Annotated in this window: 18 protein-coding genes; 14 read left to right on the top strand and 4 right to left on the bottom strand. The window is 35.4% G+C overall.

Annotated features, from left to right (window positions below; all coding sequences use genetic code 11):
* Positions 1-211: 211 nt before the first annotated feature.
* Positions 212-1,876 carry a glycoside hydrolase family 2 protein gene (locus tag RTP52_RS06650; RefSeq protein WP_312370014.1) on the bottom strand — a complete coding sequence of 555 codons (1,665 nt, stop codon included), beginning with the start codon at positions 1,874-1,876 and terminating at the stop codon, positions 212-214.
* A 321-nt stretch (positions 1,877-2,197) separates the two neighbouring features.
* Between RTP52_RS06650 and RTP52_RS06645 the strand changes: the two genes are divergently transcribed.
* The 7 genes from RTP52_RS06645 to RTP52_RS06615 all read left to right on the top strand — a co-directional run bounded on the left by RTP52_RS06645 (position 2,198) and on the right by RTP52_RS06615 (position 9,454).
* Positions 2,198-2,986, top strand: a complete 789-nt coding sequence (locus RTP52_RS06645; RefSeq protein WP_312370012.1) for a helix-turn-helix domain-containing protein — start codon at positions 2,198-2,200, stop codon at positions 2,984-2,986.
* A gap of 35 nt (positions 2,987-3,021) precedes the next feature.
* Entirely contained in the window at positions 3,022-3,819 is a 798-nt protein-coding gene (proC, locus tag RTP52_RS06640) for a pyrroline-5-carboxylate reductase (RefSeq protein WP_312106089.1), read from the top strand.
* 165 nt (positions 3,820-3,984) lie between these two features.
* On the top strand, positions 3,985-4,329 hold the full coding sequence (locus RTP52_RS06635) for a GIY-YIG nuclease family protein (RefSeq protein WP_312370010.1): 345 nt from the start codon (positions 3,985-3,987) through the stop codon (positions 4,327-4,329).
* Between the two features lie 164 nt (positions 4,330-4,493).
* On the top strand, positions 4,494-5,096 hold the full coding sequence (locus tag RTP52_RS06630; RefSeq protein ID WP_312370007.1) for a helix-turn-helix domain-containing protein: 603 nt from the start codon (positions 4,494-4,496) through the stop codon (positions 5,094-5,096).
* A gap of 374 nt (positions 5,097-5,470) precedes the next feature.
* A complete protein-coding gene (locus RTP52_RS06625; protein WP_312370006.1) occupies positions 5,471-6,736 on the top strand; it encodes a cytochrome P450 in 1,266 nt (421 codons plus the stop codon).
* 196 nt (positions 6,737-6,932) lie between these two features.
* Positions 6,933-7,151 (top strand): hypothetical protein, encoded by a 219-nt coding sequence (locus RTP52_RS06620; protein WP_312106083.1) that lies wholly within the window; start codon positions 6,933-6,935, stop codon positions 7,149-7,151.
* 524 nt (positions 7,152-7,675) lie between these two features.
* The gene (locus RTP52_RS06615; protein WP_312106081.1) at positions 7,676-9,454 is read left to right on the top strand and encodes a hypothetical protein; all 1,779 of its coding nucleotides are present in this window, start codon (positions 7,676-7,678) and stop codon (positions 9,452-9,454) included.
* Positions 9,455-9,593: 139 nt separating this feature from the next.
* On the opposite strand, the gene RTP52_RS06610 is transcribed toward RTP52_RS06615, so the two are convergent.
* Entirely contained in the window at positions 9,594-11,123 is a 1,530-nt protein-coding gene (locus RTP52_RS06610; RefSeq protein ID WP_312370004.1) for a putative polysaccharide biosynthesis protein, read from the bottom strand.
* Between the two features lie 527 nt (positions 11,124-11,650).
* On the opposite strand from RTP52_RS06610, the gene nifS reads away from it, so the two are divergent.
* The 3 genes from nifS (at position 11,651) to mnmA (ending at position 14,766) form a co-directional block, all read left to right on the top strand.
* Entirely contained in the window at positions 11,651-12,847 is a 1,197-nt protein-coding gene (gene nifS, locus RTP52_RS06605; protein WP_312370002.1) for a cysteine desulfurase NifS, read from the top strand.
* Between the two features lie 48 nt (positions 12,848-12,895).
* Positions 12,896-13,336, top strand: a complete 441-nt coding sequence (nifU, locus tag RTP52_RS06600; RefSeq protein ID WP_312106590.1) for a Fe-S cluster assembly scaffold protein NifU — start codon at positions 12,896-12,898, stop codon at positions 13,334-13,336.
* A gap of 356 nt (positions 13,337-13,692) precedes the next feature.
* Positions 13,693-14,766: a tRNA 2-thiouridine(34) synthase MnmA gene (gene mnmA / locus RTP52_RS06595; protein WP_312370000.1), complete on the top strand. Its 1,074-nt coding sequence runs from the start codon at positions 13,693-13,695 to the stop codon at positions 14,764-14,766.
* A 278-nt stretch (positions 14,767-15,044) separates the two neighbouring features.
* Here the strand turns inward: mnmA and RTP52_RS06590 are convergent, their stop codons facing one another.
* Entirely contained in the window at positions 15,045-15,869 is an 825-nt protein-coding gene (locus RTP52_RS06590) for a histidinol-phosphatase HisJ family protein (RefSeq protein ID WP_312369999.1), read from the bottom strand.
* Between the two features lie 160 nt (positions 15,870-16,029).
* Entirely contained in the window at positions 16,030-17,814 is a 1,785-nt protein-coding gene (locus tag RTP52_RS06585) for an Rqc2 family fibronectin-binding protein (protein WP_312369997.1), read from the bottom strand.
* Between the two features lie 323 nt (positions 17,815-18,137).
* Here RTP52_RS06585 and RTP52_RS06580 point away from each other — a divergent pair, with 323 nt between their 5' ends.
* Genes RTP52_RS06580 through RTP52_RS06565 form a run of 4 tightly spaced genes read left to right on the top strand, consistent with a single transcriptional unit; the run spans position 18,138 to position 22,833 of the window.
* Positions 18,138-19,004 carry a hypothetical protein gene (locus RTP52_RS06580; RefSeq protein WP_312369995.1) on the top strand — a complete coding sequence of 289 codons (867 nt, stop codon included), beginning with the start codon at positions 18,138-18,140 and terminating at the stop codon, positions 19,002-19,004.
* 38 nt (positions 19,005-19,042) lie between these two features.
* On the top strand, positions 19,043-20,467 hold the full coding sequence (pyk, locus tag RTP52_RS06575; protein WP_312104651.1) for a pyruvate kinase: 1,425 nt from the start codon (positions 19,043-19,045) through the stop codon (positions 20,465-20,467).
* Between the two features lie 19 nt (positions 20,468-20,486).
* The gene (locus RTP52_RS06570) at positions 20,487-21,692 is read left to right on the top strand and encodes an ABC transporter permease (RefSeq protein ID WP_312369992.1); all 1,206 of its coding nucleotides are present in this window, start codon (positions 20,487-20,489) and stop codon (positions 21,690-21,692) included.
* Complete coding sequence (locus RTP52_RS06565) at positions 21,679-22,833, top strand: ABC transporter permease (RefSeq protein WP_312369990.1); 1,155 nt, start codon at positions 21,679-21,681, stop codon at positions 22,831-22,833. The genes RTP52_RS06570 and RTP52_RS06565 overlap by 14 nt, the downstream gene beginning before the upstream one ends.
* Positions 22,834-22,858: the final 25 nt, after the last annotated feature.

Genomic DNA, 22,858 nt, shown 5'->3' with positions numbered 1-22,858 from the left:
CTCTATAGAGCAATCTAATAAGCAAGCTAAAAAATTAAACTAAAAAGCAAACTATAAAAGCAAAAAAATAAACTATAAAAAGTTAACAATAAAATAGCGATCAATATAAAACAGTAAGGGCAGAAAAACCTACTAAGTAGAGTCTGCCCTTAATCACTGTTCCTTTAATAATTTTATAATTAATCTATAACCAGAAAATGATAGTCTATTGCTATCTCTTATCTAAGAACAAATTTTTTACAATATCATACGCAATCTTAGGTCTTCGATATTCATCTACAACACCTTTGTTATTGTGACATCTAGCTCTAGTAGCAAACCATGGTCCTTCTTCTGTTACACTGCAATCAGCAAACTGCCAGACAAATACTCCGGTGATATGTTCATCATTCATATATACTTTTAAATTCTCTTCGATAATGTCAGCCTGTCTTTCCTCACTCCATTTACATCTGGTGCGATCTCGATAACCATAAATAGCGGCAGCACCTAATTCACTAACTATGATTGGCTTACCGTCTCCTCCGGAGTTTTTAATCCATTCGATTTCTTCTTCATTTCGTTCTTTCACAGGAACGTCTTTATACCAACCAGAGTACATATTAAATGAGACGATATCCGGTAAATCAAGGCTAATGTCGGTAAAATGTCTGCAAGTTGCAGAAGTGGTTGGACGTGACGTGTCCATGTTTTTAATTTGCTCGTACTGCTTCTGATATTTTAGCCTACCTTCTTTTGTTTCACTGGCGCACTCATTTAGGATACCCCAGATTATAACACAAGGATGATTGTAGTGATTTTCAACCATTTCACGATTGCAATCTTCACATTGTTTATCGAAGTTAGGATTTTGCATATCTTCTAATAGAAGCCCTCTAGCATGATTTTCTTCCCATACTAGAATACCGCGCTCATCACATAAATCTAGGAATATCTCATCGTTAGGATAGTGACATGTTCTTAGTGCATTTACGCCCATGTCTTGCATAAGATCCATATCATGTACCATCAATGGTAGAGGAATTGCACATCCAACGGTTGCATAGTCTTCATGTCGGTTAAATCCTTTTAGAAAAACATGTTCCCCGTTTACTTGTAATTTAGTACCTATAACGTTAACCGTTCGAAAGCCAACCCTCTCGATAAGATCATCAATTGCATTCCCATTAGAAGATAGGATGGTATGTATAGAATAAAGTTTTGGATTTTTATGAGACCATGGGGTTATATCAGGGAACTGTTGTTTTATAGTAACAGTGGATTCACTATTTCCCAATACTTCTACATCGTTAAAACTCATCTCATAATGATCTATTGTGCTAACGAAACTAAATCTTCCAAGTTTGCTTGAGGTGTTATGAATCACAACATCTAATTTCCCATACCATACACCATCTTCGAAGGAAGGGGTAAATTTGATCTGTTTAATATAGGTATCTGAGATACATGCTAAGGAAACAGGTCTTGTAATACCTCCGTAGGTATAATAATCATTTGGAATATGTAATGCGGAGTATTCTCCAAAGCCATTGTCAACTAGTACTTTAATTTCATGCGTTCCCTTTTGTACTTGTTTTATAATGGTACTAAAAGGTGTAAAAGCATTATAGTGATGAGCGATGAGTTCCCCATCAAAGTAGACATCAGCAGTATGGCTTACCCCTTTAAACTCAAGTCTTAATGTACTAGGTTCGGTAATAACTATTGTTTTACGGTAGGTTCCTTTACCTCTATAGGTACTAAAGTTAGGATGTTGTTCCCAACAACCTGGGACTGGTAACTTGTACTCTGCTAAATCTCCTTCAGGTGAGAAATCCCACATACCATCCAGTTCCTTAATTTTTCGAATCTGATGCTGTTCAAACAATCGAATCATGAAAAGTCTCCTCTCAGTATAAACGTATTTATCTATTGTATTATTGTAAGACACCTATAATCGGAGCTGAAATCAATTTCTGATTATAGGATCACAGGTGCAAAAAACGCATCTTTTATCAGAAGTTTATAGAATCAAAATTCTTGTAAGCTATATTATCGGAACTAATTTTAGTTCTGATAAACAGATTGATAATGAAGAAATGCACCTTATCAGAATTTCAAACTTCTGCTAAGCTCTATTATAAGATGTTGACAAATATAATTTCAATAATATATCATGGTCAATAACTGATATATCCTAGCCTAGAGGAGAATACTTATGGAAGTGATACGAATTGGAAGTAACGGAACTCATGATAAAAATTTTAAAGTATCAAGACCGAATGGTTATCCTTTTTATCTGTTTTTACTGATAAAAACGCCAGCATTATTTGAAATTGATGGGAAAGAAATAATAGCGGAAAGTAGTTCTGCTATTATATATGACATTGATTTTCCACAACATTACTCCTCTTATAGTAACACTTACATAAACGATTGGATTCACTTTAAGTCAGATGCAGGTACTGATTATTTCAATTCGCTACATATTCCACTCAATACAGTCATAAAGATATATGATGATACTTTTGTTTGTGAACTGATTCGATTAATGTCCAACGAATATTATTCTATGAACACCAAGAAGGAAAAAACGATGACTTTGCTTTTACAAACGATGTTTGTGAAATTAAGTGAAGTAATTAGTAACTGTAACTCAAAGAAATACATCAATCCGCATTATGCAGAATTGGTTCGCTTGCGAGAAGAAATCTATAGTAATCCAGGAATGCAATGGCGGGTGGATATGCTAGCTGACAGAATGAATATGTGCAATACTTATCTACAAAAAATATATAAAAAAACATTCGGAATTTCATGTGTTGCAGATGTTATTGAGTGTAAAGTTAGCTACGCAAAAGATCTTTTATCAAAAACTAACATGCCAATTAAAGAAGTTGCTAATGAATGTGGGTATAAAAATGAGGTACATTTTATGAGGCAGTTTAAAAGTATAGTTGGAGTTACTCCTTCGGAATATAGAAAAAATAGTTTTTCTAAAGGATAATAAAAAGGCGCTAAAGCGTCAGAATCGAGGTTAATATGTTAGAAAATATAACGATTGGATTTATTGGGTTTGGAAATATGGCGCAGGCATTGGCCAATGGGCTATTGTATAAGAATGTTGTGAAACCGCAGCAAATCTATGCGAGTGCAAAAAACTATGAGAAGCTATGTAAAAATACAAGAGAAAAAGGTATGATTCCATGTAAATCAACGAACGAGTTGGTAGAACAGTGTGATATCATTGTGATTGCGGTGAAACCTTTTATGATTCCAGAAGTTATTACACCAATAAAGGAATTATTACAGAAAAAAATTGTCATTTCCGTTGCAGCAGGTTATCCATTTGAAAAATACGAGTCTATCTTGGCACCAGGAACTCATCATCTAAGTACGATTCCGAATACTCCTGTGTCCATCGGAGAGGGTATCATTATTTGCGAAAACCTTCACTCCCTAACAAAGGAAGAGTATGATATTGTTGCAGAACTATTTTCTAACATAGGTCTGTTAGAATTCGTTGATACCAAGCAATTAACAGTGGCAGGAACACTAAGTGGATGTGGTCCAGCATTTGTCAGTATGTTTTTGGAAGCGTTAGCAGATGGGGCTGTAAAGCATGGATTACCACGGGATGTATCCTATCGATTGGCTAGTCAGATGGTAGCAGGGACAGGAAAATTACAGATTGAGACTGGTGCTCATCCTGGTGCTATGAAGGATGCAGTATGTTCTCCTGGTGGAACTACCATAGTTGGTGTAGCTACCCTTGAGAAAAAAGGATTACGTTCAGCTGTGATTGAAGCAATTGATGAGATAGAAAAATCGAGAAAATAGAATCAAGAAAATAGAATCAAGAAAATAGAAGAATCAAGAAAATAGAAGAATCAAGAAAATAAAACAATCAAGAAAATAGAAGTATTAAGATAATAGACAGTGTCTACGGAGCGTGGATTGCTCTTCTTATTTTTCCTTGTTATCTTTATTATGAGGTGAAATAATATGGATAGTGTGAGAAAAAAGGAACTTATAGAAGCGTATAAAAACAGACGTCCAGAAATGGGCGTCATATCCTATCTTTGTAAAGAAACAGGAGAATCATTTTTAGGTATCTCAAAGGATACGAAGGCAGATTTTAATAGTAACAATGCAAAACTTGCAGCAAACTATCATCCCAATAAGCGGATGCAGGAACTCTGGAATATATATGGACAGAACGGATTTGAGATTTCAGTTATTAAGATACTAAAATACGAAGACCCTAATAAAAACCATACCGCTAAATTGGAAGAATTAAGGGAACAGTGCTTTGCAATGAACAATAGGGCAAGTAAGATTTGGCTCTAATTAGTTCATGCATGCAGTCGTAGGGAATCTGAATCCATGATATCCAAACGGAGTTAAAATTGTGTTGTTATAATCGGCTCGAAGACTAAGATACTGCTCCTTTCATAAGTAGTAAAGAAGTAACTTTTGATAGGTTATCATCAAAAAGATTGGAGGTGGCTTGTATGGATTGTGAGAAAGTCGGAAAATTAATTCAACAGCTCCGTAAGGAACATGGTTACACCCAACAACAAGTTGCTAATGCCTTAAATATTTCGAACAAAACAGTTTCAAAATGGGAAAATGGTTTTGGATGTCCAGATGTATCTATTCTTGGAGAATTGTCGATTGTGCTTGGTGTAGATTTGGAACAAATGTTAAAGGGAAAACTCAGAATGAACCATTTCGATAACGGGAATATGAAAAGGATTAAACTTTATGTATGTCCATTCTGTGGCAATGTTTTAACTGGTACTGGTAGTGGTAATATTTCCTGCTGTGGAAGAAAACTTACACCACTTATACCTCAAATGCACCTTTCAGAGCATACTTTTACCATGGAAGAAATCGATTTGGATTACTATGTCTCTTCTGACCATCCCATGAGCAAGGGACACTATATTTCTTTTATTGCTTGCGTGAGAACGGATAAGGTATTGTTAACCCGTTTATATCCCGAACAATCCTGTGCTGTGCGTATTCCGCTGTCATTTCACAAAGGTACTTTATATGCATATTGTACGGAGCATGGTTTATGGGCGATGCCAATGGAATTAGAAAACGAATAATGCAAAACGAATAAGCAAAATGAATAATGCAAAACAGAGTAAGATATTACCGAAGGGGTGATATCTTTTCTTTTTTATGAAAGATTGAAACTATTATATTATGAAAGATTGAAATTATGAATGATAAGCTAACTTTTGAAGTCTAAGTGAATTGAATGAAAATCGCGATGCATAAACGCCAAACGATTTGATACGAATCCAATGAATTAGGAACTTCCTAAATCATGAATAATTTATTAATATGGTGGAATTATTATCCTATCAACATAAAACTTAAAACAATGATTGAATGTAAAAATTCGTGCCTGTGCTATCTCTTTAAAAGTATTCCGATGCACAGAACTGGAGAAAAATTGATAGGAGTAGAAACGGAAATGATAGTAAAAAAACAGATTCCACGCGATAAATGTATTGATAACACACTTACTCTATTGAAGGAAGGATATCTATTTATCCAAAACAGAACGGAACGATATTCCTCTGATTTATTTGAAACGCGCATACTCGGGAAAAAAGCAATTTGCATCAGTGGAAAAGAAGCAGCAAAGCTATTTTACAATGCAATATTAATGAAAAAAAAGGGAGCGTTACCTAAGAGAATTCAAAAAACACTTTTTGGAGTAAATGCGATTCAAACGATGGATGGTCGGAGGCACCTTCACAGAAAGAAACTATTCATGACAATCATGAATCAGGAAGAACAGGATCGGCTATCAAAGATTACAACAGAAAAGTGGCAAGAGGCTATTAGCAGATGGGAAGGTGCTTCGCAGGTTGTTCTCTATGATGAAGTGAATCGTATTTTGTGTCAATCGGTATGTGAATGGGCCGGAGTACCATTACCAGCCTCCGAAGTTAACTGCCGAGCGAAGGATTTTAGTACAATGGTGAATACTTTTAGTGCTATCGGACCGGAGTATTGGAAAGGGAAAAAAGCAAGAAAACGGACTGAAAAGTGGATAAGAGGTATCATAGAATCTACCAGATCTGGTAAACTAAGGCCTGGGAGAAACTCAGCACTTTATCAGGTAGCCTACTACAAGGATTTAGACGGAAAACTGCTGGATACTCAAATGGCTGCAGTGGAACTAATTAATGTATTACGTCCAGTAGTTGCAATTTCAACATTTATTACCTTTACGGCTTATGCATTATACGAACACAGAGAATATTTTAAAATATTACGATCCAGTGATGAAAATATGCGAGAAATGTTTGTACAGGAAGTAAGACGCTACTATCCGTTTACTCCTTTTTTAGGTGCAATTACAAGGAAGAATTTTATGTGGAAAGGTTACAATTTCAAAAAAGGTACGCTTGTAATCCTTGATGTTTACGGTATAAATCATGATGCGCGGATATGGGAAAATCCTTACAAATTCAGTCCGGAGCGATTTTCCGAGAAGAGAGAGCATTTATTTGATTTTATACCTCAAGGTGGCGGCGATCCTTCCAAGGGACACAGATGTCCGGGAGAGGGGATTACGATAGATCTAATGAAAGTGAGCTTGGATTTTCTAGTAAATAAATTAGAATTTAAAATCCCAGCTCAAAAATTGAGATATAGTCTAGTAAAAATTCCGTCCTTACCTGAAAGTGGATTTATTATGAGGAATATTAAAACTCGTACCTCTATATAAAAATGATTGCATAAGGTATACATTTAAAAATGATTTGCATAAGAGCAAAGAAAGTTTCGAAACGAAGGATAATAGAAAGGCTTCTTTTGCCGGCAGGTAATGATAAGACAAAATGAAAGATAAACGACGGTTTGAAGTAACGATCAGAACCGTCGTTTTCTTGTGCGTTTTTCAGATTTGGCGGTTGATTTAGAGTTTGGTACATGGTGAAAGATTTGCATGTGCCTGCTCTAATTTTAATAAATTGAAACGTGATTATCCTGTTTCAAAGACATATTGTTTTTGTTGCGGTGGGCATTTTAAGTATCACTATGAGATTATGCTTGGAGTAAATTTAAGAGTAAAAGAGGTTGTAACTTCTCCGTTAGATAGTAATGGTATGAATTCATGTGTTTTTACATTTGATATTGTATAAGGGCTAATTTATTACTTAGGTAATATGATTATAATAAAAGTTCTTTTTAATCGTAAGTATTGATAAGAGAAAAGGAGGAGGCATTTTTGCCTCCTTATTCGTCATTAACATACATTACAAACTTGTAATAATTCATGACAAGGAAAAAGTCCGTAAAGCATGATTTTCTTGCTTAATTATATCAATAGATTTTTTATTCTTTTACTCCCTAATTCTTTTAATCTCTTATTTCTAATTTCTTAATCCTTTTATTCTCTTTCTGACTTAATGGTTAATATCATTTTAACTTACAATAAATAATTAAAAGCTTCTCTTAATATGAATTTAACTTGATGATAAGAGAAAACGCTAAAAATAGATGATGTTAAGTGAAGAATTAGAAACAATTTCGAGATTTAGGGACAATGTATCAGAAAATAGGATTGACTCAAGCGATAAAAGATAGTAAAATTATGGTAATACAAGTAGATAAGGAGTACGCCATACGAAAGATATTGGGGGGAATAATCATTGGAGGGTTGAGTATGAGCAAGTATTCCAGGGAAAAGGTGATTCAAAGGATTAAGAGCAGTGTTTATTCGAATGCGAATCAACTAAACATGGAACAGTGCTATCATGTTTGCGCAAATAAAAAAGTATTTGATGAACTTTTAAAAAAGGAATGTCAGATAATCTTTGGTAGAAGGGGTACAGGTAAGACAACAACTCTCAAAGCATTTACCCATTATGTCAATCAAGTGAGAAAAGGAGAACATTCGGAGGATTCTTGCTGGTACGTAAGATTGGATGAGTGTATTCCCAATAGTATTGAGATAATGAGTGGAGCATTAGAAGATAATATAGCATATTGCGTACAGAATATGTTGTTAGAATTTACAACATTTTTAATGAATGAATTTACGCAAAAAGAAAGAACATTACGTCCAAAGCCAAAAAAATTCGGTCAGGTTGAGGATGATATATTAAAGTTAGCCCAACTTGTTGAAGAAGGTAAGAAGAAAATAACTCTGTTGACAGGAACAGAAAGTTCACAGCATACCAATGTGAAGGAGAATGAGTTTAACTTAAGTGCGGATACCAGTGGGGTGTCACAAACAGATCATATATTATCAAGACTTCTTTCGATGAGATTTTCTTTTGGGAAAAAAGCGGGTCGAGAGATTAGAACGACGAAGGATAAGCAGTATGTCTATCGGATTGATATCAATGAGATTAGGAGAAGTATCGAAAAGATTCTTAAGACTATGGGATATCGTACTCTTTATATCTGCATTGATGAGTTTACTCAGATTGATAGAGATACCTCTATAACGATACAGCCCAAAGTAGCCCAAGTATTGAAACAGTTGTTTTTTAGCTCAAGCATTATTGTAGTTAAGATAGCTTCTGTTTGGTCGGAATATCGTATGCAAACAAGGCAAGAATACGGTTTTCGAGAAGGTATTGAACTTTCTCAGGATATCTTTAAGCATAATAGCATTAATTTTGACAGTATGTTTGATTATAACAATGAGAAGGCATATCAATTCTTTAAAGATGCTATGTTAAACTTCTTTTTATTTGAAATGAAGTACGAGGAAGTTATTCAACTACCAAATGGCCTAATCGTATCGCCAAGAATCGTAATGACAGAAGAAGAGCGAAATGGTCTATCAAATTACCTTGTAGAACTTTTATTCTCAAAAGATAGTTTTAAACACCTAATCTGTGGTTCACAAGGAGTTCCAAGAGTATTTGGTATTTTGTTAGTTGCCTGCTTTGATAAGCTAAAAGAGGTGAGGAAGGAAAAGGTAACGGTAGAAATTGTATTTGAGTGTATTATGGATAATTATTTTGATGAGGTAAGACAGTCGATACCGGAATCTTCGGAAATCTTCACCGGAATAGAAGCTCATATTGGGATGACAAAAAATCGCTTTTTCCTCATAACTATTACAGATTATAATACAGCATCTTTTTATTTTGATCGGTTAGTTGCTGTGAATGCTCTCTACGAATATACGAGTAAGGTAATTCCAAGAGAGTTAAGAAATACTTATAAGCTTTATTGTGTACACTATGGGAATTACCTTGATAGCTTTAAACGTGGGATGTCGAAGTTAAATAATGATACCATGGTTGGACAGGGATTTTTATTCCCTAAGTTTCCAGATGATATGATAACAAGTCCTCAAAAATATGTATTCATGCTACCAGAAAAAATATTAGAGGAAGCGATATTTTCCATATGTAAAAAGGAAATTATGAAGGAGAGTATTGGGAGCCATTCCGATGGAAAGGCAGAAAATCTCAAAACACCATGAGCAAAAAGATAGTATTATTAATTCTTAATAAAAAAGAGATAGTTCGTTATTCCGTTCGATTTTAAAGAATAACAAACTATCTCTTTTAAATTATGTCTTTTGTTGTTACAATAGTGATATTGTATTTTTTTATCTATCATCAGGTTATTTTCCATTCACCCATTTTAATCGCATTCGTTGCTTTTAGTAAGTACACAGTAACTACGGTAAGTACGAATGCACATAAGACGATTAAGGCAACGTCTGGTATATCAAGGACCGTTTTGAAAAATAAATAAGCGCGGTAGAAGACAGAGCAACCAAAAAAGGTAATTATGCCTGGCTTAAGTAAAGAGTTAACAGCATCAAACTTAAAGGGTATATTTTTTACCACGATAATAACATCAAGTGCAGTGGTTAATAATTGGCTAATTAAAACACTGATCAAATATCCATAGATACCGAACTTTGGTATGATAAGAGCAAGTAGTATGATACGAAGGGATAGTCCGGCTACTGAATTAAGGAAAGTTAGATGAGCCTTTCCCAATCCATTTATGATACTACTAAGTGTTGTTGCAGTATAAAGAAATGGGCAAAGCCAAGCCATTACCACCAGATAAGTTCCAGCTTCCTCAATATGAAACACAGACATTCCTAAAGGCGATCCAAAGAACAGAAAAAATCCAGTGCTAAAGATGCCTAGGATTAGGCTGTATTTGAGTGAAACTGAGACGGTATGTGCAATGAGTTTCGTATTCTGTTTTGCAGAAGCTTCCGAGATTGCTGGAAGTAGTAAAACAGAGAGGGAATTGGTTATTGTCGATGGGAATAGCAAGAAGGGAATTGCCATACCATTTAGGATACCAAATAAGCTTAATGCCTCAGAAGCGGTTAACCCTGATTTTTGAAGCATAGCAGGAATTAGAATTGCTTCAAAACTATGTAAGACACTGATAAAGAGTCGGTTTGCAGTTAGGGGAACGCTCATTTTAAAAAGTGCGCGAAGAAAACGGCTTTGGTATTGGTCCTCTACCCCGGCAGAAGAATAGTGTTCTTTTTTTTGTGTAATTAGTGAGATTAGATTATAAATATTCGATGCAATTTCACCGAATACTATACCAACAACAGCAAGTTCACAAGTAGCTTTTATTTTTCCTCCGCCAAAATAAAGTGCCGCAAAATAAACGAATCCAACTCGGATAATTTGTTCAACCAGTTGAGTTAGTGCAGGGACACCAGCTTTTTTTAATCCATAGTAATATCCATTAATACATGCGGTGATACCGCAAAATGGAAAAACATAAGCAAGTATGCGAAGAGAAGATGCACTCTCAGGATGAAGCAAAAGTTTAGTTGCTATTAGATCACTCGAGTTATAAATGATGATTGAGAGAATGGAAGCAATCGTTACGGATAGTAAAACCCCTGTTTTTAAAACTCGTTTTGCGCTTTTGGTACTGCCTTTCGCGGCTTCTTCAGCAACAAGCTTTGAGATAGCTGTTTGAATTCCGGAGGCATAAATAGTAAAGCAGATACCATAGACAGGAAAAATGAGCTGATATAGACCAAGGGTCTCTGCACCCAAAGCCTTAGACAGAAAGATTCTATAAAAAAAACCAATCAGCCTGGTAAGCAACCCTGCAAACGTGAGAATCAGGGTACCTTTGATAATTGTATTTTTACTCATGTGTACAGTCTCCTCCCGGATGTCGGGGCATAGTGGAATTAATAAAATATATTCAAAAAGTACGAAGATATACGTTATAGAGCAAAGTTGATGTCACAAGGTCACAAAATGTCATAAATCTTTTACTACAGGGATTGACAAACGGATTATCTGGGGTTAAAATGACGATATCATAGTAAATCACTAGGATATAACCGAATTGTCGAAAAAAGACAACATTGTTAGAGAAATACCGATAGGAAATATGGAAGACCTTGGCATTTCTTTCACAAGAGAATCATCGATGCGTAAAATATATCAGAAGCTTGTAGTGTTTTACTTTGCAAGATTAGTGATAAGCTTGAAATCCGAAAGCTGTAATGGGATGAAAATCCATTGCAGAGAGAAAAGTGATGATAAAAGCGAGCAAATATATTAGTAATATCGTATGATTTCATGTCATATGGAAATAATAGAGAAAATGTAGTTTATAGACAAAAAATAAGTCAGTAGGAACGAAAACAGGTTAGAGAAAAGAGGAGATCGGAATGGGTAAAATGATTTATTTAGATAATGCTGCTACCACTCAGACCAGACCGGAAGTAGTAGAGGCAATGTTACCATATTTTTATGAGAATTATGGTAATCCTTCCAGCGTGTATGAAATAGCAACAAGAAGCAGAAAAGCAGTTACAGAAGCAAGAGATGTCATTGCTAAGACCTTAGGCTGTGAGAATAATGAGATTTATTTTACCGCTGGTGGATCTGAGTCTGATAACTGGGCAATTAAAGGTGTTGCAGAAGCTTATCGCGATAAGGGTAATCATATTATTACAAGTAAGATTGAGCACCATGCGGTTTTGCATACTTGTGAGTACTTAGAAAAACTTGGGTTTGAAGTTACTTATCTCGATGTGGATGAAAACGGAATTGTTAAACTTGATCAATTAAAAGCTGCGATTCGGCCAACCACTATCTTAATATCAATTATGTATGCAAACAATGAAATCGGTGCGATTCAGCCGGTAAAAGAAATTGGTGAAATTGCGAAGCAGCACAATATTTTATTCCATACCGATGCAGTTCAAGCATTTGGACAGTTGCCAATCGATGTGAAGGAACTTGGTATCGATATGTTAAGTGCCAGTGGTCATAAATTAAATGGACCAAAGGGAATTGGTTTCCTCTATATTAAAAATGGTCTTAAGTTACGTTCCTTTGTTCACGGTGGCGGTCAGGAAAGAAAGCGTAGAGCAGGTACTGAAAATGTACCAGGTATTGTTGGATTTGGTAAGGCAGTTGAGATTGCAGCATCCAATTTAAAGGAAAGAACTGAGAGAGAAATTGAACTTCGTGACTATCTTATTGAACGAGTATTAAAAGAAGTTCCATATACAAGATTAAATGGACATCGTAAAAATCGTTTACCAAATAACGCAAACTTAAGTTTCCAATTTATTGAGGGAGAATCACTATTAATCATGCTTGATATGCAAGGAATTGCAGCATCAAGTGGTTCCGCTTGTACTTCTGGATCCCTAGACCCATCTCACGTTTTATTAGCAATTGGATTACCACATGAAATTGCACATGGCTCATTAAGATTAACTTTAAGTGAGGACACAACAAAAGAAGATATCGATTTTACAATCGATCAAATAAAAGTGATTGTTGAAAAGTTAAGACAGATGTCACCACTGTACGAAGATTTTATGAAGAAGTTATCAAAGAATCGTGCAGAATAATAATAGATAACATACCAAGATATTAGAAAAGAAAATGGAGGAACAGTTATGTATACAGAAAAAGTTATGGATCATTTTCAACATCCTAGAAATGTTGGCGAAATAGAAAATGCGAGCGGTGTCGGAACCGTTGGTAATGCTAAGTGTGGAGATATCATGAGAATGTATCTTGATATTGATGAAAACCAAGTTATCCAAGATGTAAAATTCAAAACTTTTGGTTGTGGCGCAGCAGTAGCAACAAGTAGCATGGCTACAGAATTAGTAAAAGGTCTCACAGTGCAAGAGGCTTTACAAGTAACAAATAAAGCAGTAATGGAGGCTCTTGATGGTCTTCCTCCAGTTAAGGTACACTGTTCCTTATTGGCAGAAGAAGCAATCCATGCAGCTCTTTGGGATTATGCTGAAAAGCATGGTATTCAAATTGAAGGTTTAAAAAAGCCAAAGAATGACATTCATGAAGATGAGGAAGAAACAGAAGAGTATTAATTAGATGAATCATCAAGATATGAATGAAATGACAATGAATTTAAGAAGATGATGCTCATTAGCTCATTTTGACATGAAACAACAAGGCGCTGTTTTAAATCTTAGGATGGAACAGTGCCTTGTTGATTTTTTCATTCATGACAAGGAAAAGTTCGAATAGCGCACTTTTTCTTGTATGGAGTCTAGTAAATGCTTGCAAATGTTCGTATTATAGTGGTATTGTAAGTAAAGATTGATGATAGGTTTGTTGTTATAGAGGAAAGTGTGAAGTTTTAGAAGTTCTAAGGCACCAAAAGATGCTGCCTAAGAATTTCTAAGTTTCACACGTTTCAAGATTCGGAGAAATGAGGTAAAAGATGAAAAAAGTTGTAGTTGGTATGTCTGGAGGTGTAGATTCCTCAGTAGCAGCGTACCTTTTAAAAGAAGCTGGATACGATGTCATTGGTGTTACAATGCAAATCTGGCAGGATGAGGATAACCAAACAGTAGAGGAAAATGGAGGATGTTGTGGCTTAAGCGCAGTAGATGACGCTAGACGAGTTGCTAACTCTTTAGATATTCCTTATTATGTGATGAATTTTAAATCGGAATTTAAAGCTAATGTTATGGATTACTTTGTAAAGGAATATCAGGCGGGTCGTACACCGAATCCTTGTATTGCTTGCAACCGTTATGTAAAGTGGGAGTCACTTCTTACAAGATCATTGCAAATTGGAGCAGATTATATCGCTACTGGTCATTATGCTAGGATTGTAACTTTACCAAACGGACGATTTGCTTTAAAGAAATCCGCGACTGCTGCTAAGGATCAGACTTACGCATTATATAATTTAACACAAGATCAATTAAGCAAAACATTAATGCCAGTTGGTGAGTATACCAAGGACGAAGTGCGTGAAATTGCTGCGAAGATAGGATTATTGGTTGCAAATAAACCAGATAGTCAGGAAATCTGTTTTGTACCAGATAATAACTATGCTGGGTTTATTGAAGATTATACAGGTGAGAAAATCATACCTGGTAATTTTGTAGATACGAAGGGAAATATCCTTGGTAAACATCAAGGAATCATTCATTATACGGTTGGTCAAAGAAAGGGACTTGGTATTGCACTTGGACGTCCTGCTTTTGTTGTAGAAATACGCCCTGAAACAAATGAAGTAGTAATTGGAAGTAATGATGAGATATTCACAGATCGTTTGATCGCAAATAAACTAAATGCAATGGCAGTAGAAGAGTTTGAAGATGGTATGGAAGTTATTGCAAAGATTCGCTATAATCACGAAGGCTCCAAATGTACGATTCGTAAAGTATCAGATGATGAGATAGCTTGTGAGTTTGATACACCACAACGTGCGGTTACACCTGGACAAGCAGTTGTTTTCTATCAAGGAGATATCGTTGTTGGAGGCGGAACTATAATAAAATAAGGACATTTAAAAAAAGCACCTGACAGAAGGATTAATATTGCTTCTGTCAGATGCGATTTTTTTGCTCTATTTCAAGACTTAGGGTATGATTGTTCTCAATCTTGTTCCATTACAAATGTAGAGCTATATTATCTTGTAGTTTTATTGCCTATTCCCAAGGTATAACTTTTAGATCGGACCATCTATCTAGCCAACTAGTTAAGTTGCCCTCCAACGTTTGGCTAAGCCAAATGACGTTTCTTCAGTCTGCCTTATATCTTGATATCTCTTCTACTTTCTTATAGCTTCAAGAACGTAGGCTTCCTATCACGAAATACCGTATAATAGCGAAAACCAAGGTTTGTTAATAAATCATTTGCTACTGTAAAATCATAAGCAATATGTTCTGGTTTATGAGCATCAGAGCCAATGGTTAAGATTTCTCCACCTAATTCTAAATAGCGTTTTAAAATCTCAGCTTTTGGATGAGGACTTGATAGCTTATATTTAAAACCTGAGGTGTTACATTCAATACCAATTCCATGTTCGATAAGAGTTCTTAAACATTCATCCAGAATATCCTTGTAGTCAAGGTAATCATAAGCCTTTAGAGTTTCTGGTATATAGCGGATAATGTAATCAAGGTGTCCATGTATTTGGAATCCACGATAATATTTCGCATTATGAGCTATGGACTGAAAGTAAGCTAGAATTCCTTCTTTTGTTGTATTCGTTGTCCAGAATTCTTTATAATATGGATCTGTATTTTGCAGTACATGAGTAGAACCTATAACAAAATCAAAAGGGTAGGTGGATAATAAGGAATTATAATATTCTCGCACCTCTTCTTTTAGTTCTGGTTCATTTCGTAGACCGAGCTCAACTCCAATTAAAAGCTCAATTTGATTCGCATAGTGTTTTTTTAACTCTTGAAGACATGTAATATAATCATTAGGAGTGAAGGTAAAGGTACCCTCTTCTCCATGAGGATAACGATAATCCATGTGATCAGTAATGCAATAGGTGGTTAATCCCATAGAGATAGCACGCTCTATCATGGATTCGGGGGTGCTATCAGAATCGGTTGAAAAATTTGTATGGGTATGAAAATCTGCAAGTATCATAGGTAAGTCCTTTCTCAAACGTGTATTTTAACTTGTTTCAGTGGGAATACAAGTTTCCACTGAAATAGTAACGTAGTTGTAATGGGTTACGAGTAAGTAGCGGTTTATCAGCTTGGTTGACATGTGAATTACGAGTATCCTTTGTCTTCTAGCTCATAATCTAGTCGGAGACTAAAGTTAAGGCACTGATATCCGGAGTTGCAATAAGGGAGTAGTTGGTGTAATAAACAACAAAGCCAGGCTTTCCTTTGTTTGGCTTTTTCACATTCTTTTTTTCTGTATAATCAATTTCAACCTTTTCGTTTTCTCTACCCTTAGAGTAATAGGCAGCAAGACTACCAGCTTCTTCAAATACACGATCTGGAAGCTCATCTCCGTTGCTTTTTACAACAACATGAGAACCAGCGATGCCTTTCGCATGGAACCACCAGTCATTTCCAATAGCAAAATCAAATGTAAGTTCATCATTTTGGTAATTGTTCTTTCCAACATACATGTGATAACCATCGGAGGAAAGATAGTGAAAAGGTTTACTTGTTATTTTGGTCTTCTTTTGCTTATTGCCGTTCTTTCCAGACTGCTTTCCATCGCCTCGGCCAAAATGACGCTTAATATAGCCATACTCCATTAATTCTTCCTTTAACTGTACAAGGTCATTTTCTGCGATAGCGATGTCAAGGGATGTACGAATGGAATCGAGATGTTTTAAATCTTCTTCCGTTTCGACAACTAATTTACTAAGGGCTTCATACGTACGCTTTAATTTACTGTATCGTTCAAAATAAGCCTTTGCGTTCTCAAGAGCTGAGATCTCAGGATTTAACGGAATGGTTAAGTCTTCGTTGGTATAGTAATTTAAAACCGTAATTGACTTATCCCCAGGAGTTGCTTGATAACCATAAGTAGTTAATAATTCTCCGTAAACTTTATATTTATCTTTTTTTTCTGTATCTAAGAGCTGCTTTTTTTGTAAATCATACTTTTTTGACTCACGTTCAATTGCATTTGCAACAATTTTACGTAGGTCTGCAGACTTTTGACGAATTCGTGTTACGGTATTTTTGGAAGCATAGAAGTTCTCTAAAACACTGGATATACTATCATAGTTACGCTCTTCATATCCATCTGCACTTTGGTAGCATGTTAGAGGAATACTAGAAAACTCAACAGGCTCTTTCCCACGATAAACGATGTTAGGAGTATATTCTTTTGATTTGGTAACCTCCATCATGCGTATAAAATTCTGGAAGAGGTGGTAAGTTAAATCCTCACTTAGGCTTGCAGTGGAGGCTTCAGAATCAAGGCTCGACCGATAACATATCTCATTTGCAAGAAGTGGACTAATTCCAGTTAACGTACTATAGAGTGCTTTTCCAATCGACATAGGCTTTGACATAACTTGATTTTTAAAATCATCAAAGCTAATTATAGTAGGGTCTAACTTTTCCATTGTTTTAGGAATGAAATATTTCCTTCCAGGTAACACTTCTCTTACAGAGCTTACAAAGCCAGAGATATGTTTGATACTATCAACTACTGTAAATTCTTCATCACAGAAGATAATATTACTATGTTTTCCCATAATTTCAACGATAAGATATTTTTTTCGTAGATCTCCCATCTCGTCTAGATGTTCGATTTCAAACTGTAGAATACGTTCGAAATCAGGTTGGGTGATTGAGAGTATCCTTGCGCTATTTAAATGTTTACGAAGGAGCATGCAAAAGTTCGGAGCATTTAAAGGATTTTGTTTACTTTGCTCCGTTAGATAAATAAGTGGAAGACCCGCAGATGCAGATAAAAATAGTTTATATTGATCGTAATTTTTAATTGTAAGTACAAGCTCGTCCTTTTCTGGCTGGCTAATTTTCATGATACGACCACCAACAAGCTTTTCCTTTAATTCATATAATAAATTGGATATCACAAAACCATCAAATGCCATATTAACCCCTATTCTGACGCATTTGCGCCGTTATATATCAAAGTAACATTTTTAAAATGTGTTCAGAAATGCTCATTGATATTAATTCGAAAAAGCAAATTGAATCACTAAATATTTTTCACACAAATTAGAGAAAAATTTCTTGAATAAAATGTCTTAAGCATTATATCATAATACCAGTTTCAGTGTCAAAATTATGCGTATACTAAATAGAAAGTAAAAAGATTATTAAGATAATTCAGTTTCGTTTGACAAGCCTAGCATGAATACATATAATAGTTTGAGGATAGTGGCAGTACCGAATAGGAAAACGGAGGTATTATATGAAATTTTTAAATAAATTAGAAAGAAAATTCGGCAAATATGCTATTCACAATTTAATGAATTATGTGATAGGCTTATATGTTGTAGGTTTTATAATCACTCTAATTAATCCTTACCTTATATCTTACCTAAGACTCGATATTGACAAAGTATTGCAGGGACAGGTATGGAGACTGGTTACCTTCTTAATTCAAGTACCACCTTTAAACGGATTTAACTTGTTTTTCTACCTAATTGAGATGTATCTCTATTATTGGATAGGAAGCTCACTTGAACGCTCTTGGGGAGCATTCCGTTTTAACCTTTATTTTTTTAGTGGTATCTTGTTTAATATTCTTGCTACCGTTGTAATTTATACTGTAACTGGCTATAATGCTCCGTTTGGACTTACTTATATCAATCAAGCAATGTTTTTTGCCTTTGCAGCATTATATCCAAATGTTGAACTTTTACTCATGTTTGTTCTTCCTATCAAGGTAAAAGTCCTTGGCTATATATATGCAGCAATATATGTATATCAAATATATGATGTTGTGAAACGGGGACAATGGTTTGACGGTATCGCAATGGTTTTGGCAATATTAAATTTCCTAATATTCTTCTTTGCTACAAGAAATTACAGAAGAATATCTCCAAAGGAATACAAAAGAAGAGCAAATTACAAGCGTCAGGTACGAAACGCTCACAATCCAGACAATGTTATTCAGTTTCAAGGCAGGAGTACTGTTACGAGACATAAGTGCGCGGTATGTGGCAGAACGGAATTAGATGATGAAAGCCTAGAATTCAGATTTTGTTCCAAATGCGACGGAAATTATGAGTACTGTATGGATCACTTATATACTCATGAACATGTGCATCGATAAGACAGAGAACAGGACAGTTAAAGAGAGGAATTTGAAAGATGCAGAAAAAAACGAAAATTGTTTGTACCTTAGGGCCAGCAACTTCATCCGAAGAGATGATTAAGGAATTGTGTTTAAGCGGAATGGACATTGCGAGATTGAATTTCTCCCACGGAAATCACGAAGGTCATGGTGAAATGATTGCAAAAATTAAGAAGGTTCGTGAAGAATTAGGTCTACCAATCGCGATTCTTCTTGATACCAAAGGACCAGAGATTCGTACCGGACTTGCAGAGAATGGTAGAGAATTTACCCTAGAAAAAGGTGAGCAGATAATTGTTACAACAGAGGATGTTCCTTGTAATAGTTCAATTATCAGTGTTACTTATAAAAACCTTCCAGAGGATGTTTCAGTGGGTGGATCAATCTTAATCGCAGATGGTTTGATTGAGTTAAAGGTTAAAAAAATTGAAGACGAAGAAAAGGTAATCTGTGAAGTTATTAATGGTGGTGAGCTTGGTAGTAGAAAAGGTGTTAACCTTCCAAACGTGAAACTTAAGCTTCCAGCAATCACAGAGCAAGATAGAGCAGATATCATCTTTGGTATCAATGAAGGAGTAGACTTTATCGCAGCTTCCTTTATCCGTAATGCAGAAGCGATTCGTGAAATTCGTGGAATTATTCATGACTGTAATTCTGATATCGCAATTATTGCGAAAATCGAGAATATGGAAGGTATGGAAAACCTAGACGAAATTATTGCAGAAACAGACGGAATTATGGTTGCTCGTGGTGATCTTGGTGTAGAAGTAGAGCCAGAAACTCTTCCATACATCCAAAAGACCATGATTCAAAAGTGTAATGCGGCATTTAAGCCAGTTATTACAGCAACTCAGATGTTAGATTCTATGATTCGTAATCCACGTCCAACCCGTGCAGAGGTGACAGACGTTGCGAATGCGATTTATGATGGAACAGATGCTATCATGTTATCTGGTGAAACAGCTGCTGGTAAATACCCTATTCAGGCAGTACAGATGATGGCGAAGATTGCAAAGGAAACAGAAACACATTACGAGTCTATGACATGTAACAATAATGAATATGCAGCAGGCCACGAAGATGTATCTTGCGCGATTAGTTATTCAGCGGTTGCTACGGCTGGACGCCTTGATGCAAAATTAATTATTGCTTCTAGTTTCTCTGGTTATACTGCTCGTTTGGTATCTAAATACCGTCCAAAGTGTCCAATCATCGGATTATCTCCTTTAGATCGTACACTTCGTAAGATGCAGATTTACCGTGGTGTTCAACCATTAAAGGCAAATGAAGTGAATTCTACTGATCATCTTTTAGATGAAGCGGTAAAGACAGTAAGTGAACATGGCTATGTGAATGAAGGCGACGTTGTGATTTTAACAGCAGGTGTACCAGCTGGTAAGTCAAGCGTAACTAATATGATAAAGGCGGTTATTATTGAGTAATCAACCGTAGGGGGCATTCATGTGGAATTTAATGAAAAAGGACCTCAAAGTTTGGGGACAAAATAAACAAATATGGATGTTTCTCACTGCTGTGCTTATTATATTTATAATAGGCACTGCTTTTTATGCGTCCGAGGAACCTGCCTCATCGAAGGCAGGCATCACCATCGGCGTTATTGATAAAGACATGTCCGAATATTCAACTCTTATGTTATCTTATTTTAAAGACAATGAGGTATTCTCCCAATATGTAAGTGTTGTAGTGGGGGAAGAGAATGAGATAAAGCAAAAATTTGATGACGGGGAATTAACGATGTATTTGTTAATCCCACCTAATTTTGCAGAAAGTTTAATTTATATTGAAAATATTCCGATGCAAGCTGTGATTAGTAAGAAAGATACCACAAAAGCAATTCTCTTAAAAAACATGCTACTCGGTTATGAACAATACATATCTGCAGTTGAAATAAACTGCGTCGCATTATATGACATGATGCAGGAAGCATCCATGCCACAAAATCTTATTGACTCTGAAAATTTCCGTATTTCCTATGATTTAGTATTTACTGCTCTTGGAAGAGAGAACTTTTTTGATTATATAGAAAAACAGGATGTTACAGGAATACCATTACGTACGTATTACACATATGAAGCATTCTTCCTTCTTTTATCCTATCTTGCTGTATTTGCAGGAATGGATCTATTATTAGAGCGAAAAAATGGCATAGTATCTCGTCTGACTACAATGGGTACGAAAGTTACGACGGTGGTGTTTGCAAAGTTTATCTTGTATTTGGGACTTTTTTCTGCTCCGGTACTTATATTCTACGGTTTAGGACAGGTTGGTCTGCTTCCTAAAACAAATTTGTCTGAAATCGTATTTTCTATCCTATATTTTGGGACAACAGTGTTGGTATTTTTATTTCTTGGAACCTTAATCCGAAAACTACCTAACTACTTACTAGTAGCGAACGCTTTCATATTATTTTGCGCAATTATTGGTGCTGGGCTAATTCCTCTTTTTTATTTACCGGATGCTATGAAACAATTAGCAAGGTTATCACCAAATTATTGGTTTTTAAACATATGTTTTACGTTACATCTAAATGATAAGACACTATCTCTAATTTTTATTCTTGGTATGGTGCTCCTTATGTTATTCCTAGTCGTTTGCATTGGGATTGTTTCTCGAAGAAAGGAGGGAATGGTACGTGAAGATATCTAAAACCTCTGTGATGAAAGATATATTAAATCGTATTTCAATTTCTCTGCGGTTAGTTCTTCGGGATAAGGGAACAGTTATTGTATTTTTACTTTCTGTCCTTAGCTTTTTCCTAGTTTGTAATTCGTTAAATCAAGCGGCAACAAAGCAGAGCAAGATTCCTATTGGGTTAATTAATCTTGATGTAACATCGGAACATGGAGTAGAAACCCCAACGGATAGTTCGAGGAGTTTAGTTGAAAACCTCCATACCGTGGAATCATTTCTAGTGATCGAAAAAGATATGGATACGTTAGAACGTATGTTACAAAAACGTGAAATTCATTGTTTTTATGTAATCAACAAAGGGTATGAAGAAAAACTGAAAGATGGTGATTTAACTCATTTAATTACAACATATCAAGTAAGGGGAGACCAATCGGTATCAGTTTTATCGGATATTTTTGCCGGTGAGATGATGTATCAGATCTGTGTAGAGCGTACCGCATCTCGATATGCTGCAATCTTAAAGGACAAAAACCTAGAGGCAAAAGAGGACTTTTATCAATATGCAAAAGAGTTAAGAGAAAATAATGAGTTTGAGTTTAAATTTGATATTACACTTTCCGATACAACAAACGGGCAGGAGATGTTTGAAAAGATAGATAACAGCCTTATCTATCGACAAGTTATTGCAGGTCTTTTTGCTATCCTACTTTCCTTTGTTATCCTGTTTTCCTATACCTATGTATGTATGGAGAGAGAACAAGGAATTGAAAAAAGGGTACAGATATCGATGGTTTCCAGATGGTCAAAAGACCTTGGCACAATAGGAAGCGTGCTTATCTTATCGCTAACCTTAAGTGTAGTTTTTATTTCCTGTGTATGCTATTATACAAAATTACCGCAGGCGTTTGGTAGATTACTATTATTATCATTGGCATTTGCTCTTATGATATCGCTGTTATTTTTGTTCCTTACAAAAATCGTGCGTAGCTTCATTGCATATCAATTGTTTGGTGCTATTATGGTTTTAGTACTAGGAGCAAGTGGATTCCTTTCTTTTTTAGGGGTGGTATTAAAAGCTGATTTCTTAAATGTTTTTAAATTTACACCAAACGGGTGGTTTATTGAGAAATTTGTTGATATAATAATCAATATCTAATTTAGGTATTTTAATCCTCGGTCTT

It is taken from the genome of Lachnoclostridium sp., assembly GCF_031997925.1.
Classification (GTDB): Bacteria; Bacillota; Clostridia; order Lachnospirales; family Lachnospiraceae; genus Lachnoclostridium.
This window is presented reverse-complemented; position numbering and strand designations above follow the sequence as displayed.

Coding starts and splice junctions, on each gene's coding strand:
- RTP52_RS06630 (WP_312370007.1), top strand. CDS start 4,494: ATGGATTGTGAGAAAGTCGGAAAATTAATTCAACAGCTCCGTAAGGAA.
- RTP52_RS06585 (WP_312369997.1), bottom strand. CDS start 17,814: ATGGCATTTGATGGTTTTGTGATATCCAATTTATTATATGAATTAAAG.
- RTP52_RS06590 (WP_312369999.1), bottom strand. CDS start 15,869: ATGATACTTGCAGATTTTCATACCCATACAAATTTTTCAACCGATTCT.
- pyk (WP_312104651.1), top strand. CDS start 19,043: ATGCAGAAAAAAACGAAAATTGTTTGTACCTTAGGGCCAGCAACTTCA.
- nifU (WP_312106590.1), top strand. CDS start 12,896: ATGTATACAGAAAAAGTTATGGATCATTTTCAACATCCTAGAAATGTT.
- RTP52_RS06580 (WP_312369995.1), top strand. CDS start 18,138: ATGAAATTTTTAAATAAATTAGAAAGAAAATTCGGCAAATATGCTATT.
- mnmA (WP_312370000.1), top strand. CDS start 13,693: ATGAAAAAAGTTGTAGTTGGTATGTCTGGAGGTGTAGATTCCTCAGTA.
- RTP52_RS06610 (WP_312370004.1), bottom strand. CDS start 11,123: ATGAGTAAAAATACAATTATCAAAGGTACCCTGATTCTCACGTTTGCA.
- proC (WP_312106089.1), top strand. CDS start 3,022: ATGTTAGAAAATATAACGATTGGATTTATTGGGTTTGGAAATATGGCG.
- nifS (WP_312370002.1), top strand. CDS start 11,651: ATGGGTAAAATGATTTATTTAGATAATGCTGCTACCACTCAGACCAGA.
- RTP52_RS06635 (WP_312370010.1), top strand. CDS start 3,985: ATGGATAGTGTGAGAAAAAAGGAACTTATAGAAGCGTATAAAAACAGA.
- RTP52_RS06625 (WP_312370006.1), top strand. CDS start 5,471: ATGATAGTAAAAAAACAGATTCCACGCGATAAATGTATTGATAACACA.
- RTP52_RS06615 (WP_312106081.1), top strand. CDS start 7,676: ATGAGCAAGTATTCCAGGGAAAAGGTGATTCAAAGGATTAAGAGCAGT.
- RTP52_RS06650 (WP_312370014.1), bottom strand. CDS start 1,876: ATGATTCGATTGTTTGAACAGCATCAGATTCGAAAAATTAAGGAACTG.
- RTP52_RS06570 (WP_312369992.1), top strand. CDS start 20,487: ATGTGGAATTTAATGAAAAAGGACCTCAAAGTTTGGGGACAAAATAAA.
- RTP52_RS06645 (WP_312370012.1), top strand. CDS start 2,198: ATGGAAGTGATACGAATTGGAAGTAACGGAACTCATGATAAAAATTTT.